Below are 15,330 nucleotides of genomic sequence, written 5' to 3' on the forward strand. Positions count from 1 at the left end.
GCGCGGTGCCCTGGCGGCGGTGCCGCGGTGGAAGTGAGGTGACCTTCTGTGGCCGAGGACGACGGCTCCATCCGGGTGTTCCTGGTCGACGACCACGACGTGGTGCGGCGCGGCGTCGGTGCGCTGATCAGCGACGAGCCCGACATCGAGGTGGTGGGCGAGGCCGCCGGCGCGGCCGAGGCGATCGCGCGCATACCGGCGGTCGGGCCCGACGTGGCGCTGCTGGACGTCCGCCTCCCCGACGGCAGCGGCGTGGAGGTCTGCCGCGAGGTGCGCTCGCGCATGCCCGAGCTGGCCTGTCTGATGCTCACCTCCTACGCCGACGACGACGCGCTCTACGACGCGGTGATGGCCGGGGCCTCGGGCTACGTGCTCAAGCAGATCCACGGCTCGGACCTGGTGGGCGCCATCCGCACCGTCGCCGCGGGCGGGTCCCTGCTCGACCCGCGGAGCACGGCCCGGATCATGCGCCGCATACGCGAGGGCGCCGCGCACGAGGACCCGCTGGCCGCCCTCTCGGACCAGGAGCGCCGCGTCTTCGAGCTGATCGGCGAGGGACTGACCAACCGCCAGATCGGCGAGCGCGTCTTCCTGGCCGAGAAGACCGTGAAGAACTACGTCTCCAGCGTGCTGTCGAAACTGGAGATGCAGCGCCGTACCCAGGTGGCCGCCTACGCCGCCAAGCTGAAGTCGCGGACGCCCGGACGCGGCTTCGACTGACGGCTCCGACCCGGCCGCCGCCGGGGTGGTGGGAGCACCGGCCTAGAATCCGTGCGTAGGGTACGGTCCTTGGCCAGTGCGCGGACCGCATCGGCGTCTCGGAGGTGAAAGTGTCCGGCGACGGTTCCGAGACCGATCGGATGCGGGTGCTGATTCCGCAGATGCAGCTCGACCAGCTGCTCGCGGAACTGCAGAACCGGCTCAGCGCGGCCATCCTCACCCGCGACCGGGTGCACTCCCTGCTCAACGCGGTCGTCATGATCGGTACCGGCCTCGATCTGGAGACGCTGCTGCGCCGCATCGTCGAGGCCGCCATGGACCTGGTCGACGCGCGCTACGGCGCTCTGGGGGTCATCGGCGACGACGGAGAGCTGGAGCGGTTCATCCCGGTGGGCCTGGACGGGGAGCGGATCGCCGCCATCGAGCACTGGCCCGAGGGCCGCGGCATCCTCGGCCTGCTGATCAAGGATCCGCGACCGCTGCGGCTGCGCGAGCTCGCCGACCACCCCGAGTCCCGCGGCTTTCCGCAGGGCCACCCGCCCATGCGCGGTTTCCTCGGCGTGCCCGTGCGGGTACGCGACGAGGTCTTCGGCAACCTCTACCTCACCGAGAAGGCCGACGGCGCCGACTTCGGCGAGGATGACGAGGCCGTCGTGGTGGCCCTGGCCACCGCGGCCGGCGTGGCCATCGAGAACGCCCGCCTCTACGACGAGACCCGCCGCCGCGAGATGTGGCTGGAGGCCTCCGACGAGATCACCACCCGTCTGCTGACCGGCGCCGACACCGACGAGGTGCTGCACCTGATCGCCCGGCGGTCGCGCAGCATGTCCGGCGCCGGCCTGGTGGCCATCGCCACACCCGGGCAGGGGGACGAGCGGCTGACCGTCCGTGTGGCCGACGGGCCCGACGCCGTGCGCATCCGCGGGCGCTCCGCGGCGACGCGGGGCACCCTGGCCGGGCGGGCCTTCCGCGGCGAGGCACCCGTCATCACCGACATCAGCCGCCCCCACTCCGAGTCCACGCCCCTGCTGGAGGGGCTGGGGCTGGGGCCGGTGCTGCTGGTGCCCCTGGGCGCGGGTGAGAACACCCGCGGTGTACTGGTGCTGGGGCGCGGTGAGGGCGCCGCGCCGTTCGCGCGCACCACGGTACGCATGCTGCACACCTTCGTCGGCCACGCGGCGGTGGCCCTGGAGCTGGCCGAGACGCGCAGCGACGCCGAGCGGCTGAGCATCCTGGAGGACCGCGACCGCATCGCCAAGGATCTGCACGACGTCATCATCCAGCGGATGTTCGCCATCGCGATGTCGCTGATGAGCTCCATCCGCCGCATCGACGACCCCGAACCCGCCCAGCGGGTGCAGCAGGCGGTGGACGACCTGGACGACACCATCCGGCAGACCCGTTCGACCATCTTCGCGCTTCAGCACGTGGGCGAGGAGAACCGATGGCTGCGCAACCGGATCCTGGACGTGGTCAACGCCGCCACCGAGCCCCTGGGCTTCTCGGCCGACCTGCGGCTGGAGGGGCCCATCGACAGCCGGGTCCCCGACGACGTGGGCGAGCACGTGCTGGCGGTGCTGGGCGAGGCGCTGTCCAACGTCGCCCGCCACGCCGGCGCCTCACGTGTGGAGATCCGTGTCGTGGTCGAGGGCGGGGTCGGCGTGGAGGTCGAGGACGACGGTGTGGGCCTGCCCGGGGGAGGACGCCGTAGCGGGCTGCGCAACCTCGCCGAACGCGCCGCCCGGTGCGGCGGCGCGTTCGAGGCGGGCCGACGGCCCGGCGGCGGCACCCGGCTGAGCTGGAGCGCTCCCCTCGACGAGGACGACCTCGGCTGAGACCGCGCAGCGGACCGCAGGTCAGCCGCCGGCCTCCTCCGGACGGGGGCGCACCACGGCCACCGGTACCCGGGCGTGGTGCAGCACCGACTGGCTGACCGAGCCCAGCAGCAGCCCGGCGAAGCCGCCGCGCCCCCGCGAGCCCACGACGAGGAGGTCGGCGTCCCCGCCCCTGGACAGCAGGGCGTGGGCCGCCTGGTCCTCCACCACCGCGAAGCTCACGGGCACGTCCCCGGTGTGCTCGTCGCGCACCTCCTCCACCACGGCGCGGACGTACTTGTCGGCGTGTACGGCGAGGTCCTCGCGTTCGGCGGCGTAGGCGTCGGCCGCGAACGCCGTGAGGTCAAGGGGCACCGACACCGTCCAGGCGTGCACCGCGACGAGTTCCGCACCGGTACGGGCGGCCTCCTCCAGGGCGAAGCGCAGCGCGGCCTCGGCGTCGCGGGACCCGTCCAGGCCCACCACCACGCGTCCGCGGCCCTCGTGCGCCCGTCGCTCCTCGCCGTCCGGGGCCTCTCCGGGGGCCGGTACCACCACGACGGAGCAGGGTGCGTGCGCGCTGACGCGGATGCTCACCGACCCCAGGAACGCCGAGGCGGCACCGCCCAGGCCGCGCGAGCCCACGACGACCATCGAGGCCGCGCGCGAGGCGTTGAGCAGGGCGTGGGCGGGATCGACCATGGAGCTCCTGGTGCGCACCTCCAGGTCGGGGCGGGTCCGGGTGACGTGGTCGACGGCCTCTTGGAGCAGGTGCGCGGACCAGTCGGTGAGCTCCTGCGACGGCGGCATCCGCAGCGTGTGTCCCAGCGGCGCGCCGATCACGGGCATGCTCAGCGCGTGCAGGAGCAGCAGTTCCAGGCCGCGGCCGGCGGCCTCCCGGGCCGCCCACTCCAGGGCCGCACGGCTCGCCGGCGAGCCGTCCACGCCCACGACGATGCCCGTCGTGTCGCGGTGCGCCCGCGCGTTCCCGACGTCGCGGGCGTCGTCGGTGCTGTCGGTGTGGTTCACGGTGTGGCCCTCTCATCCGCTGCGGTGGCGCCGGACGCCGTGGTGGCGGTCCGGTGGCTCTCCCAGTCTGTTCGGAGCGCCCGCGGCGTGCCAGCACCGTTGTTCCCGTGGCGATACGACCTTCGTCCCGGCCGCCGGCGTCCGAAAGGGGACCTACGTCCCGGCCCGAGGGCGCCAACGTCCCACGGTCCGCTCACCTCCCGTGCGTGGCGACGCGGGAAGAGGGGCACGATGACCTGAGTGAACGGCAAAGAGGCAGGGGAGGCGTGATGGGGTTCGAACGCAACGCGAACGCCAGCGACGTCGGGCGCCGTGTGACCCAGCGCCGGTCCGAACTGGGGATGAGCCGAGCCGAACTGGCCGAGCGCGCCGGGATGGATCCCGGCTACGTGGCGTATATGGAGGAGCAGCCGGCACGCCTCAGCCAGGAGGCGCTGTACCACCTGGCGCACGCGCTGCACACCTCTCCGGACCACCTGCTGGGAGCCGACACCGACACACCGCCCGGCAGCTCCTCCACCGCCGTGCCCGAACCGGGGATACGGACACTGACGACCGAAGAGTGCCTGGCGCTCATCGACCCCGGAGGGGTGGGACGCGTCGCCTTCGCCGACACCGCCGACACCGCACCCCTCGTACTGCCGGTCAACTACGTCCTGAGCGAGGACACGGTGGTCTTTCGCACAGCGGCCGACGGCGTCATCGCCCGGCACGTACCCGGTCCGATGGGCTTCGAGGTCGACCGGCTCGACAGCGCCATGAGCGAGGGCTGGAGTGTGCTCGTGGCCGGGCACGCCCGCCGTGTCGACGGAGGGGCCGAGCTGGCCGCCCTGCGCGAACACCACTCCCCGCGCCCGTGGGCGGGCGGTGAGCGCGAGGCCTGGGTCCGTGTCGAGCCCGAGCGCGTCACCGGCCGTCGTGTCGGCGCCGTGTGACTCCGCTCCACCGAAGGCGGCACGTGCGCGGTGGGGAGGAGCACGCCGAGGCGGCCCCGAACGTCCGCGCGCCGCGGGCACCGGCCTACGCCGGTTTCGACACGCCGCGGAAGGCGCGCGAGGTGTACACCATCACTCCAAGGGCGGCGCACGCCAGCAGGACGAAGCCGACGGTGTAGGCGCCGGTGACCTCCAGCACGATCCCCATGACCAGGGGAGGGAAGTAGCCGCCGAGGCCGCCGGCGGCTCCCACCATGCCCGTGACCGTGCCGACGCGCGCCGGTTCGACGAGCTGGGCGACGAGGGCGAAGACACCGCCGGTGCCGAGCCCGAGAAAGGCCGCCATGAGCACGAAGACGGTGCCGGCCACCAGCTCCGCCGGAGGGTGGAAGACCAGGGCGAGGGCCATGAGCGTCGTACCGGAGAAGGAGATCTGGCAGACCCGTACGGGGCCGATCCGGTCCGACAGCACGCCCCCCACGGGACGTGCGACGACCGCCGTGAGGGAGAAGCCCGCCGCGCGCAGCCCCGCCTCCGTCTGGGCGAACCCGTAGGCCGTGGTGAGCAGCGTCGGCAGATAGGTGGAGAACGCCACGAAACCGCCGAAGGCGATCGCGTACAGCAGCATGTTCTGCCAGGTCGCCTTGATGCCGAGCGCCTCCCTCATCCGGGGGAGCACCGGCGCGGTGCTGGGCCGCCAACCGGGCGCGTCACGGCTGAGGACGAGCATGGCGACCCCCATGGCCACCAAGGCCACGGCCATGAGGACGTGCGTCGCCGTGATCCCGAGCATCTCGGCGAGATAGGGGGTGAGGAACGCCGACAGCGCGGTGCCGCCCATGCCGGCGCCGAAGACGCCGGTGGCGAAACCCCGCCGCTCGGGCCGGTGCCACGCGCTGACGAAGGGGACTCCCACGGCGAACGACGTCCCCGCGACCCCGAGGAAGAAGCCGAGTACCAGCAGCGCCGCGAACGAGCTTCCGAGGAACCCGAGGAGCAGCACGGGGACGATCGAGGCGAAGCAGACGGCGGCCATCATCAGCCGCCCCCCGTAGCGGTCGGTCAGGGCGCCCACCGGAATGCGCCCCAGGGAGCCGATCAGCACGGGGAAGGCGATCAGCACCGACGTCTGGGTGGGGGTCAGGCCAAGGCGCTCGCTGTAGGCCGGCGCCAGCGGCCCGACCAGGTTCCACGCCCAGAACAGCAGTGCGAACGCGGTCGTCGCCAGGGCGAGGTTCACGCCGGCGCGTCCTTGGGAAGCGGTCGTTTCCGCCTCGGCACTCATCGCGGTCCATCTCCAGGTCGTCCAGGTCGCTCGGGTCCGGCGCGGCCCGGGGACCGGGCCGTCGCCTTTCGGGGGCCGAAGGGATGGAGTGAACCGTCCCCCGGCCCGTACGGGTGTTCATCTCCGCCTGTTCTCGCCGACGCGCTCCCAGCCGCGGCCTCCCCGGCGCTGTCCCAGGCGGTCCTCCCTGCTCCGGTACGGCACGTAGGGGCGCCACAGGTAGCCGATGGGCGCACTGAAGACGTGCACCAGACGGGTGAAGGGCCACAGCGCGAACAGCAGGAAGGCGGTCACCGCGTGGGCCTGGAAGGTGAACGGGGCCCCGGCCATGATCTCGGGGTGCGGGTCGAGGCGGAAGATGCCGCGGAACCAGACCGACAGGCCCTCGCGGTAGTCGTAGTGGTCGATGATGTTGCCGCCCACGGTGTTGGCGATCCCCAGCAGGATCACCACGGCCAGGGCCAGGTACATGACCTTGTCCATGCGCGTGGTGGCGCTGAACACCGGGCCGACGGTGCGCCGCCGGTAGATCAGGATCGCCATGCCGACCAGCGTGCAGAACCCGGCGACGGCGCCGACGCCGACCGCCAGCACGTGGTACACCCCCTCGGAGATCCCCACGGCCTCGGTCCAGCTCTTGGGGATGCCCAGGCCCATGACGTGGCCGAGGAGGACCGCGAGGATGCCGAAGTGGAACAGCGGGCTGCCCCAGCGCAGCAGCCGGCTCTCGTAGAGCTGGGAGGACAGCGTGGTCCAGCCGAACTTGTCGTAGCGGTAGCGCCAGTAGTGGCCGACGACGAAGACGGCGAGGCAGGCGTAGGGGAGGACGACCCACAGCACGAGGTCGGGTGTGGTGGTCATGGGCGCGCTTTCGTGTGGTCCGTCGGTGCGAAGGGTTCGAGGCCGACCTCCTCGTCCGGCGGCCCCTCGGCCGCGAGGCGGGCCACGGCGTCGCGCAGCCGCCCGGTCAGCGGAGGCAGGGTGGCGCTCACGGCAGACACGGCGCCCGTGTAGGGCGAGCCGTCGTCCTGGAGGGCGAGGTGCAGCAGCTCCAGTCCGGCCCGGTGCTGGACGAGCAGCCGCGCGCCGGCGCCGGGGTCGACGGTGGCGGCGAACTCCAGCACGACGCACAGGTGGTCGGGGAGTTCCTCGGTGTCCGGGTCGAAGCCGGACAGGCGGTAGGCGTGGGTGAACCCGAGCAGCGCGGTGCCGCGTTCGCGGGTGTCACCGTAGGCGTAGTAGGTCAGGTGCAGGCAGGAGCGCCGGCGCAGGTCGAACGTCTTCACGTAGTGCTCGGCCAGGCTCCGCGTCGGGGTCCGCTCCACGTGGTCCAGGACCCCGCCGAGCTGTCCGCGCATGGGATCGGGCAGCTCGTCCACGGCGGTGCGCAGCACCGGGAGCAGAGCGGTGAGCCGCTCGTCGGGGTAGTCCAGCAGGAGGGCGGCGACCCGGTGGGTCAGTGCGCGGTGGCGCTCGGTGACCGGGTGGCGGCGCAGGGCGCTCAGGATCCGGCTCACGGCTTGGGGTCCGTCTCCGCGTCGGGGTCGGTTCCGTCCATGAGCTCGGGAGCGCCGCGGTCCTGGCCGGGCCTGGGCGGGAAGAGTCCCTCGGGCTTGCCCTTGCCGTCCCAGTTGAGCAGGTTGACGCGGCTCTCCTTGTCCTCGGGGTCGCCGAGGGTGTTGGTGGTCTGGCGCTGTTTGAGGGCCTGGAAGTTCTCCACCGCGATGGGCGTGGTGCCGCCGGAGCCCTCGCCGAACGGCCCCCAGCCGCCCATGCCCGGACCGCCCTCGTAGTCGAGGCTGCACTCTGTGGCCAGCTCCTCCAGGCCGTGCGCCTGTTCGGCGTGGGCGGGCGGGATGACGTAGCGCTCGTCGTACTTGGCGATGGCCAGGAGCCGGTACATGTCGTAGAGGGACTCGCCGTCCATACCGACCGCCTCGGGGATGGACTCGTCGGGTTCGCGCCCCAGGTTGATGTCGCGCATGTAGGAGCGCATCGCGGCGAGGCGCTTGAGCACGGCGGTGACCGGTGCGGTGTCGCCGGCGGTGAACAGTTCGGCGAGGTACTCCACGGGGATGCGCAGGGACTCGATCGCCGCGAAGAGGTTGCCCCGGTCCTCGGCGTCCTCACCGGTGTCGGAGACCACGTCGACCACGGGTGACAGCGGCGGGATGTACCAGACCATGGGCATGGTGCGGTACTCCGGGTGCAGCGGCAGCGCCACCTCGTAGCGGTTGATCAGCGACCAGACGGGTGAGCGCTGTGCGGCCTCGATCCAGTCGCGGGGGATCCCGGAGCGCTCGGCCTCGCGGACGACCCGTGGGTCGTCGGGGTCGAGGAGGACCTGCCGCTGGGCGGCGAGCAGTTCCCGGTCGTCCTCGACCGAGGCGGCCTCCAGGACCGCGTCGGCGTCGTAGAGCACCAGGCCGATGTAGCGCAGCCGTCCGACGCAGGTCTCGGCGCACACGGTGGGCAGGCCGACCTCGATCCGGGGGAAGCAGAAGGTGCACTTCTCGGCCTTGCCGGTGCGGTGGTTGAAGTAGACCTTCTTGTAGGGGCACCCGGTGACGCACTTGCGCCAGCCGCGGCACTTGTCCTGGTCGACCAGGACGATGCCGTCCTCGCTGCGCTTGTAGATGGCTCCCGACGGGCAGGAGGCGGCACAGGAGGGGTTGAGGCAGTGCTCGCAGATGCGGGGCAGGTAGAACATGAAGGTCTGCTCGAACTCGAACCTGACCTTGTCCGAGACCTTCTGCAGCACCGGGTCGTCCTTGGCCAGTTCGGGGGCGCCGGCGAGGTCGTCGTCCCAGTTGGCGCTCCAGGAGATGTCCATGTCCTTGCCGCTGATCAGGGACTTGGGGCGGGCGACGGGTGTGTGCTCCTGGAGGGGCGCGTCGGTCAGGGTCTCGTAGTCGTAGGTCCAGGGCTCGTAGTAGTCCTGGATGGAGGGCATCTTGGGGCTGGAGAAGATGGTCAGGAGGTTCTTCAGCCGGTTGCCGGCCCTGAGGGTGAGCCGTCCCCGCTTGTTGAGCTCCCAGCCGCCCTGCCAGCGGTCCTGGTCCTCGTAGGTGCGGGGGTAGCCCTGGCCGGGGCGGGTCTCGACGTTGTTGAACCACACGTACTCCATGCCGGTGCGGTTGGTCCACGTCTGTTTGCAGGTGACCGAACAGGTGTGGCACCCGATGCACTTGTCGAGGTTCATCACCATCGCCATCTGGGCCATGACGCGCATCAGTACCGCACCTCCTGGGAACGCCGGCGGATCACGGTCACCTCGTCGCGCTGGTTACCGGTCGGGCCGAGATAGTTGAACGCGTAGCTGAGCTGGGCGTAGCCGCCGATGAGGTGGCTGGGCTTGATGAGCAGGCGGGTGGCGGAGTTGTGGATACCCCCGCGCTTGCCCGAGGTCTGCGACCTGGGGACGTCGATGAGCCGGTCCTGGGCGTGGTACATGTACACGGTCCCCTCCGGCATCCGGTGGGAGACGACGGCGCGGGCCACCACGACCCCGTTGCGGTTGACCGCCTCGATCCACTCGTTGTCGGACACCCCGACCTTGGCGGCGTCCCGCACGCTCATCCAGATCGTCGGCCCGCCCCGTGACAGGCTCAGCATGAGCAGGTTGTCCTGGTACTCCGAGTGGATCGACCACTTGTTGTGCGGGGTCAGGTAGCGCACGGTGACCCCGAGTTCGCCGGTGTCGCCGATCTCGGGCTCGTCGAAGAGGGCGTGCATGTTCAGCGGCGGCCGGTACACCGGCAGGTTCTCGCCGATCTCGGTCATCCAGTCGTGGTCGAGGAAGAAGTGCTGGCGCCCGCTGAGGGTGTGCCACGGCTTCTTCCGTTCCACGTTGATGGTGAACGGCGAGTAGCGGCGTCCGCCGCTCTCACTGCCCGACCACTCGGGGGAGGTGATCACGGGAACGGGTGCGACCTGGACGTCGGCGAAGGTGATCTGCTTGCCCTCGTGCTCGGCGGCGAGATCGGCCAGCCGGGTTCCCGTGCGCTCCTCCAGGGTGCGGAACCCCTGTGTGGCCAGGTGCCCGTTGGTCGTCCCCGACAGCGCCAGGATCGCCTCGCACATGTGGACGTCCCGGCTCAGGGCCGGCCGTCCGCTCGCGGCCCCGCCGCGGACGGAACCGTTCTTGTGCGCGAGGTAGTCCACCTCCCGCCTGACGTCGAACGTCACCCCCTTGGTCGTCGCGCCGAGGCTTTCGGCCAGCGGGCCGAGGGCGCCCATCCTGTCCGCGATCGCGGTGTAGTCGCGCTCGATCTCCACCAGCTTGGGCATCGTGGACCCGGGTACTGGTTCGCACTCCCCGGCCTTCCAGTCCCGGACGCGTCCGTGCGGGTTGGCCATCGCGTCGGGGGTGTCGTGGGTGAGGGGGACCGCGACGACGTCCTTGCGCACGCCCAGGTGGTCGACGGCGAGCCGGCTGAAGGCACGGCCGAGCGTGGCGAAGGCGTCGAAGTCGGTGCGTGCCTGCCAGGGAGGTGCGATGGCCGGGTTGAACGGGTGCACGAAGGGGTGCATGTCGGTGGTGTTCAGGTCGTGCTTCTCGTACCAGGTGGCGGCGGGGAACACGATGTCGGAGAAGACGGTGGTGCTGGTCATCCGAAAGTCCAGCGACAGCAGCAGGTCGAGTTTTCCGGCCGGAGCCTCCTCGTGCCAGACGACGTCTTCGGGCCTCGCCTCCGGAGGGGCCTCGGCGGCCCGCACGGAGGAGTCGGTGCCCAGCAGGTGCTTGAGGAAGTACTCGTTGCCCTTGGCGGAGCTGCCGAACAGGTTGGCGCGCCACACGGTCAGGACACGGGGGAAGTTCTCCGGGGCGTCGGGGTCCTCGCAGGCGAACCGCAGCCGCCCGGCCCTCAGCTCCCGCGGCACGTACTCCGACACCGGCAGGCCGGCCTGCTCGGCGTCGTCGGCGAGCTGGAGCGGGTTGCGGTCGAAGGTGGGGTAGGAGGGCATCCACCCCATGCGCGCGGACTGGGCGATCACGTCCGCGGTGGACCTGCCGGAGAACGCTCCGTCGCTGTTCGCCGCGGCCAGGGTGTCGGCGCCGAAGGCGTCGTAGCGGAACTGGTCGGTGTGCAGGTACCAGTAGGCGGTCTGGATCATCTGCCGGGGCGGGCGCGACCAGTCCAGCGCCGAGGCGAGCTGGCCGTACCCGGTGATGGGCCGCACCTTCTCCTGCCCGACGTAGTGCGCCCAGCCTCCGCCGTTGACGCCCTGGCAGCCGGTCAGCGTCGTCAGGGCGAGGAACGCCCGGTAGATCGTGTCGGAGTGGAACCAGTGGTTGGTCCCGGCTCCCATGATGATCATCGACCGGCCGCGGGACTCCTCGGCGTTGGCCGCGAACTCGCGGCCGATGCGTTCGGCCTTGTGGGCCGGGACGCCGGTGGCGGCCTCCTGCCACGCCGGGGTGCAGGGCTGGGTGGCGTCGTCGTACCCGGTCGGCCAGGAACCCGGGAGTCCGTCACGGGAGACGCCGTACTGGGCCAGCAGCAGGTCGAAGACGGTGGTGACCAGGTGACCGCCGACCTCGCGCACGGGCACGCCGCGGCGCAGGGACCCCGCGGTGCCGTCGGCGCCGTCGAAGCGGGGCAGGTCGACGGCGGCCGTCTCGCCCCCCTCGGCGTACAGGGTCAGCAGCGGCGCGGTGTCGCCGAGTTCGAGGTTCCACCGGCCCTTGCCCCCGTCGCCGTAGCGGAAGCCGAGGGAGCCGTTGGGCACGGTCGCCTCTCCGGTGTGCTCGTCCAGCAGCACGGTCTTGAACGCCGCGTTCTCGCCGGTGTCGCCGAGGTCGGCGGCGGTGAGGAACTTGCCGGGCCGGTGGGAGTCCCCGTCCCGGTCGAGGCGGACGAGGAACGGCAGGTCGGTGTAGCGCTTGACGTAGTCGTCGAAGTAGGGGGTCGTCCGGTCGACGAAGAACTCCTTGAGCAGGACGTGGCCCATCGCCATGGCCAGGGCGCCGTCGGTGCCGGGCTGGGCGGCCAGCCACTCGTCGGCGAACTTCGTGCTGTCGGCGTAGTCGGGTGAGACGACGACGACCTTCTGCCCCCGGTAGCGGGCCTCCGCCATCCAGTGGGCGTCGGGCGTACGGGTGACCGGGACGTTCGACCCCCACATGATCAGGTATCCGGCGTCCCACCAGTCCCCGGACTCGGGGACGTCGGTCTGGTCGCCGAACACCTGGGGCGAGGCCACCGGCAGGTCGGCGTACCAGTCGTAGAAGGACAGCATCGTCCCGCCGATCAGCGAGTAGAACCGCGATCCGGCCGCCTGCGAGACCATCGACATGGCCGGGATGGGGGAGAAGCCGGCGATCCGGTCGGGACCGAACTCCTTGACCGTGTGCACGTGGGCGGCGGCGGCCATCTCCACGGCCTCGTCCCAGGAGGCCCGCACGAGGCCGCCCTTGCCCCGCGCGGCCTTGTAGCGGCGGGACCTCTCCGGGTCGGAGACGATGTCGGCCCAGGCCAGGACGGGGTCGCCGGTGCGCTGCCTGGCCTCGCGGTACATGTCCAGGAGCACGCCGCGCACGTAGGGGTAGCGCACCCGGGTGGGGGAGTAGGTGTACCAGGAGAACGCCGCGCCCCGCGGGCAGCCGCGCGGCTCGTACTCGGGGCGGTCGGGCCCCACCGACGGGTAGTCGGTCTGCTGGCCCTCCCAGGTGATGATCCCGTCCTTGACGTAGACCTTCCACGAGCACGAGCCGGTGCAGTTGACGCCGTGTGTGGAGCGCACCACCTTGTCGTGGTTCCAGCGGTCCCTGTAGAAGGTGTCCGCGTCGCGGCCCCCGGTCCGGTGCACGGTGCGCAGGTCCTGGGACACCTCACGGGGGCGCAGAAACCTCCGGGTCCTCAGGAGCGCCTCGGTCACCGGACCGTCCAGTCCCGCGCCGGGTCGCTTCCCACCTCTGTCACGCGGATCTGCCTGTTTCACGGCGGAAGCACCTTTCTGCCTGCCCTGTCTGGACCGCCCCGTGGCGGCGCGCCGCCCGCCGGAGCCGGTCGGAGGTCGAACCGCGCGGGACAGAGAACGCGGAGGGTAGTAGCACGAACACTGTTGGCAATGATGCCTTGGCGGTGGTCCGCGGCGGCCGCGGAGCCGCGGCGCGTCGCCTTCCCCGATCTCAGCAGTTCCCGGTGCGCGCCCCCAGGGGCTGATCGTCCGCGCTCACGGGACCAAGGTCCGTGCGTCCGGGGGCCGAGGTCCTGGCGCGGCCGCGATCCACGGCGTCGCCGGCGCCCGGGGTTCGTTCGCACGTGGGGGCTCGGCCGGGGCCAGTCGGCCCCCGGGCGCTCCATGCCTTCACCGGGCGGTGCGTCCGAGGGGCCGACACGGCGATTGCACTGACAGTTATATATATGTCACACATGGTAACTTCGAGTCTCATCTCGAAGGGAACCTCCATGTTCACTCATGTCAAAGACCTCCAGTTCGAAGTCCGCGTCGAACGCCCCGACCCGCGTTTCGCGACCATGCTGCAGGAGCAGTTCGGCGGTGCGAACGGCGAGCTGAAGGCCGCGATGCAGTACTTCACCCAGGCGTTCGTGCTGCGGGGGAGGAACCCCGAGATGTACGACCTGTTCATGGACATCGCCACCGAGGAGCTGACCCATCTGGAGATCGTCGGGACGACGATCACCATGCTGCTCGACGGCCTGAACGACGACCTGAAGGAGGCCACCGAGCACTGCGACTGGATGCCCTACGTCGCCAGCCGTGACGGCAAGGAGGAGGTGATCCACCAGGTGGCGGCCACACCGCTGTACTACGCCCTCAGCGGTGGCGGGCCCGACGTCGTCAACTCGGCCGGCACGCCGTGGAGCGGCTCCTACGTCAACTCCAACGGAGAACCCTCCATCGACCTGCGGAGCAACATCGCGGCGGAGTCCCGGGCCAAGATCGTGTACGAGTACCTGAAGCAGTTCACCGACGACCCCGGAGTGCAGGACACGCTGACGTTCCTGATGACGCGCGAGGTCGCCCACTTCCAGCAGTTCACCGCCGCGCTCAACGGGCTGGAGGAGAACTTCCCGCCCGGGAAGCTCACCGGCGACGACCGCTTCCAGAACCTCGCCTTCAACATGTCCGACGGCCAGACGTCGCGTGGCCCCTGGAACGAGGGCCAGGGGCCGTGGCCCGACGGCACCGAGTGGCGTTACGTCGACAAGCCCGCCGAGCAGTGGCTCTCCTCTGACGCACGTACGAACAAGGGGGAGGAGACGGCGCCCGAGGGACAGCCCGCGGTCCGCGGGCACAAGCCCTTCGTCCACCAGGACCACGTCCCGCGAGGTTAGTCCGCGTCGACGGACGGGTGCGTGACGGGGGCGGACTCCGACGGGCGCGGGCGGATTCCGCGGTCCCCGGTTCCCGAAGGCGGTGTGCGGGGGCGCCGGACCCGGCCGCCAGACCGCTCGCCCTGGTGTCCGGTCGGCGCCGACCGCCCAGGCCGCGTCGCCGGGCCGTCCCGGTTGCGCCCCGGCGGCCCTCCACGCCCTCCGCTCACCCCTGTCCGCAAGGGGAGGGAAGGGACCCTCGTGGAGGACCTGCTGCTCGTGATGCTGCTGGCGCTCGTGCCCGCGGCGGCCAACATACTGGGCGGACTCGTCGCCGAGGTCGTCTCCCTGTCGGAGAGGGTCTTCAGCGCCGCGCTCCACCTGGCCGTCGGCATCGTCATCGCGGTCATCGGCCTGGAGCTGATGCCCCGCGCGCTGGCGGCCGAGCCGGCCTGGGCCCCGCTGGTCGCCTTCACCGTCGGCGGGGGGCTGTTCCTCGGGGTGGACGCCCTGTCCGGCTTCGTCCAGGCCCGTGTCCCGGGACGCGGCGGGGGCGGTTCCCTGGGCGTCTACTCCGGTGTCGCGCTGGACCTGTTCAGCGACGGGGTCATGATCGGCACCGGAAGCGTCATCAACCCCGCCCTGGGCCTGCTGTTGGCCGTGGGGCAGGCGCCCGCCGACCTGCTCGAGGGCTTCGCGGCCCAGGCGGCCTTTCGCCGCGCCGGTGTGGCACGGAGGTGGCGGGTGCTGGCGGGCGCCGGTTTCACGGTGCCGATCCTGTTCGGCGCGGTCCTGGGCTATCTCGTACTACGCGACGCACCGGAGGTGGTGACCCTGTCGGTACTGTCCTTCACCGGCGGCGCGCTGCTCAGCGTGGTGATCGAGGAGATGATTCCCAAGGCCCACGAGGCCAGGCAGAGCCGCCTGGACAGCTTCTACCTCACCGTCGGCTTCGTGGTCTTCGCCGTCGTGGCCCTCTGGCTGGGCTGACCGCCAGCACGCACCGGCCCCCGCCGTCCACGCGGGCGGTCGGCCCCGTTCCCACCAGCACCGGCACCTCGGTCAGCGGTCGCGCCGTCCACGCGGGCGGCCCCTCACACCCGGGTTCTGTTCGGTGGACCGGGTCCTGTGCCGCTGGGGGTGGCGGGGGCGCCGACGGGGCCGTCGGAGGTCCCGCGGGTGCGCCCGTGAGGTAGGCGCGGGCGCATCCGCGGGGGCCGGGGTTCCCGTGACCCCGGCGTCCGGGCACGAGGCGAAGCGCG

Annotated in this window: 11 protein-coding genes; 5 read left to right on the plus strand and 6 right to left on the minus strand. The window is 71.5% G+C overall.

Going from position 1 to position 15,330, the window contains the following annotated elements:
- Window positions 1-48: 48 nt before the first annotated feature.
- The gene (locus tag NOSIN_RS04935; protein WP_077689597.1) at window positions 49-720 is read left to right on the plus strand and encodes a response regulator; all 672 of its coding nucleotides are present in this window, start codon (window positions 49-51) and stop codon (window positions 718-720) included.
- A gap of 140 nt (window positions 721-860) precedes the next feature.
- Window positions 861-2,555 carry a GAF domain-containing sensor histidine kinase gene (locus tag NOSIN_RS04940; protein WP_077693412.1) on the plus strand — a complete coding sequence of 565 codons (1,695 nt, stop codon included), beginning with the start codon at window positions 861-863 and terminating at the stop codon, window positions 2,553-2,555.
- Between the two features lie 21 nt (window positions 2,556-2,576).
- Here the strand turns inward: NOSIN_RS04940 and NOSIN_RS04945 are convergent, their stop codons facing one another.
- Window positions 2,577-3,563, minus strand: a complete 987-nt coding sequence (locus NOSIN_RS04945; protein ID WP_077689598.1) for a universal stress protein — start codon at window positions 3,561-3,563, stop codon at window positions 2,577-2,579.
- A 269-nt stretch (window positions 3,564-3,832) separates the two neighbouring features.
- Here NOSIN_RS04945 and NOSIN_RS04950 point away from each other — a divergent pair, with 269 nt between their 5' ends.
- Entirely contained in the window at window positions 3,833-4,498 is a 666-nt protein-coding gene (locus NOSIN_RS04950; protein ID WP_077689599.1) for a helix-turn-helix domain-containing protein, read from the plus strand.
- Window positions 4,499-4,583: 85 nt separating this feature from the next.
- On the opposite strand, the gene NOSIN_RS04955 is transcribed toward NOSIN_RS04950, so the two are convergent.
- The 5 genes from NOSIN_RS04955 to NOSIN_RS04975 form a co-directional block, all read right to left on the minus strand.
- Window positions 4,584-5,783 (minus strand): nitrate/nitrite transporter, encoded by a 1,200-nt coding sequence (locus NOSIN_RS04955; RefSeq protein WP_077689600.1) that lies wholly within the window; start codon window positions 5,781-5,783, stop codon window positions 4,584-4,586.
- Between the two features lie 117 nt (window positions 5,784-5,900).
- Window positions 5,901-6,644, minus strand: coding sequence for a respiratory nitrate reductase subunit gamma (gene narI / locus NOSIN_RS04960; RefSeq protein WP_077689601.1), 744 nt, complete (start codon window positions 6,642-6,644; stop codon window positions 5,901-5,903).
- A complete protein-coding gene (narJ, locus tag NOSIN_RS04965; RefSeq protein WP_077689602.1) occupies window positions 6,641-7,300 on the minus strand; it encodes a nitrate reductase molybdenum cofactor assembly chaperone in 660 nt (219 codons plus the stop codon). The genes narI and narJ overlap by 4 nt, the downstream gene beginning before the upstream one ends.
- Window positions 7,297-9,015, minus strand: a complete 1,719-nt coding sequence (gene narH, locus NOSIN_RS04970; protein ID WP_077689603.1) for a nitrate reductase subunit beta — start codon at window positions 9,013-9,015, stop codon at window positions 7,297-7,299. Before narH ends, narJ begins: the two co-directional genes overlap by 4 nt.
- Window positions 9,015-12,665, minus strand: a complete 3,651-nt coding sequence (locus NOSIN_RS04975; protein ID WP_269087584.1) for a nitrate reductase subunit alpha — start codon at window positions 12,663-12,665, stop codon at window positions 9,015-9,017. The genes narH and NOSIN_RS04975 overlap by 1 nt, the downstream gene beginning before the upstream one ends.
- Before the next feature lie 533 nt (window positions 12,666-13,198).
- On the opposite strand from NOSIN_RS04975, the gene NOSIN_RS04980 reads away from it, so the two are divergent.
- Both NOSIN_RS04980 and NOSIN_RS04985 read left to right on the plus strand, forming a co-directional pair.
- On the plus strand, window positions 13,199-14,089 hold the full coding sequence (locus tag NOSIN_RS04980; protein ID WP_077689604.1) for a manganese catalase family protein: 891 nt from the start codon (window positions 13,199-13,201) through the stop codon (window positions 14,087-14,089).
- 240 nt (window positions 14,090-14,329) lie between these two features.
- Complete coding sequence (locus NOSIN_RS04985; protein WP_077689605.1) at window positions 14,330-15,058, plus strand: ZIP family metal transporter; 729 nt, start codon at window positions 14,330-14,332, stop codon at window positions 15,056-15,058.
- The last annotated feature ends 272 nt before the right edge of the window (window positions 15,059-15,330 follow it).

The sequence above is a fragment of the Nocardiopsis sinuspersici genome (assembly GCF_001998325.1).
GTDB classification, from domain to species: Bacteria; Actinomycetota; Actinomycetes; order Streptosporangiales; family Streptosporangiaceae; genus Nocardiopsis; species Nocardiopsis sinuspersici.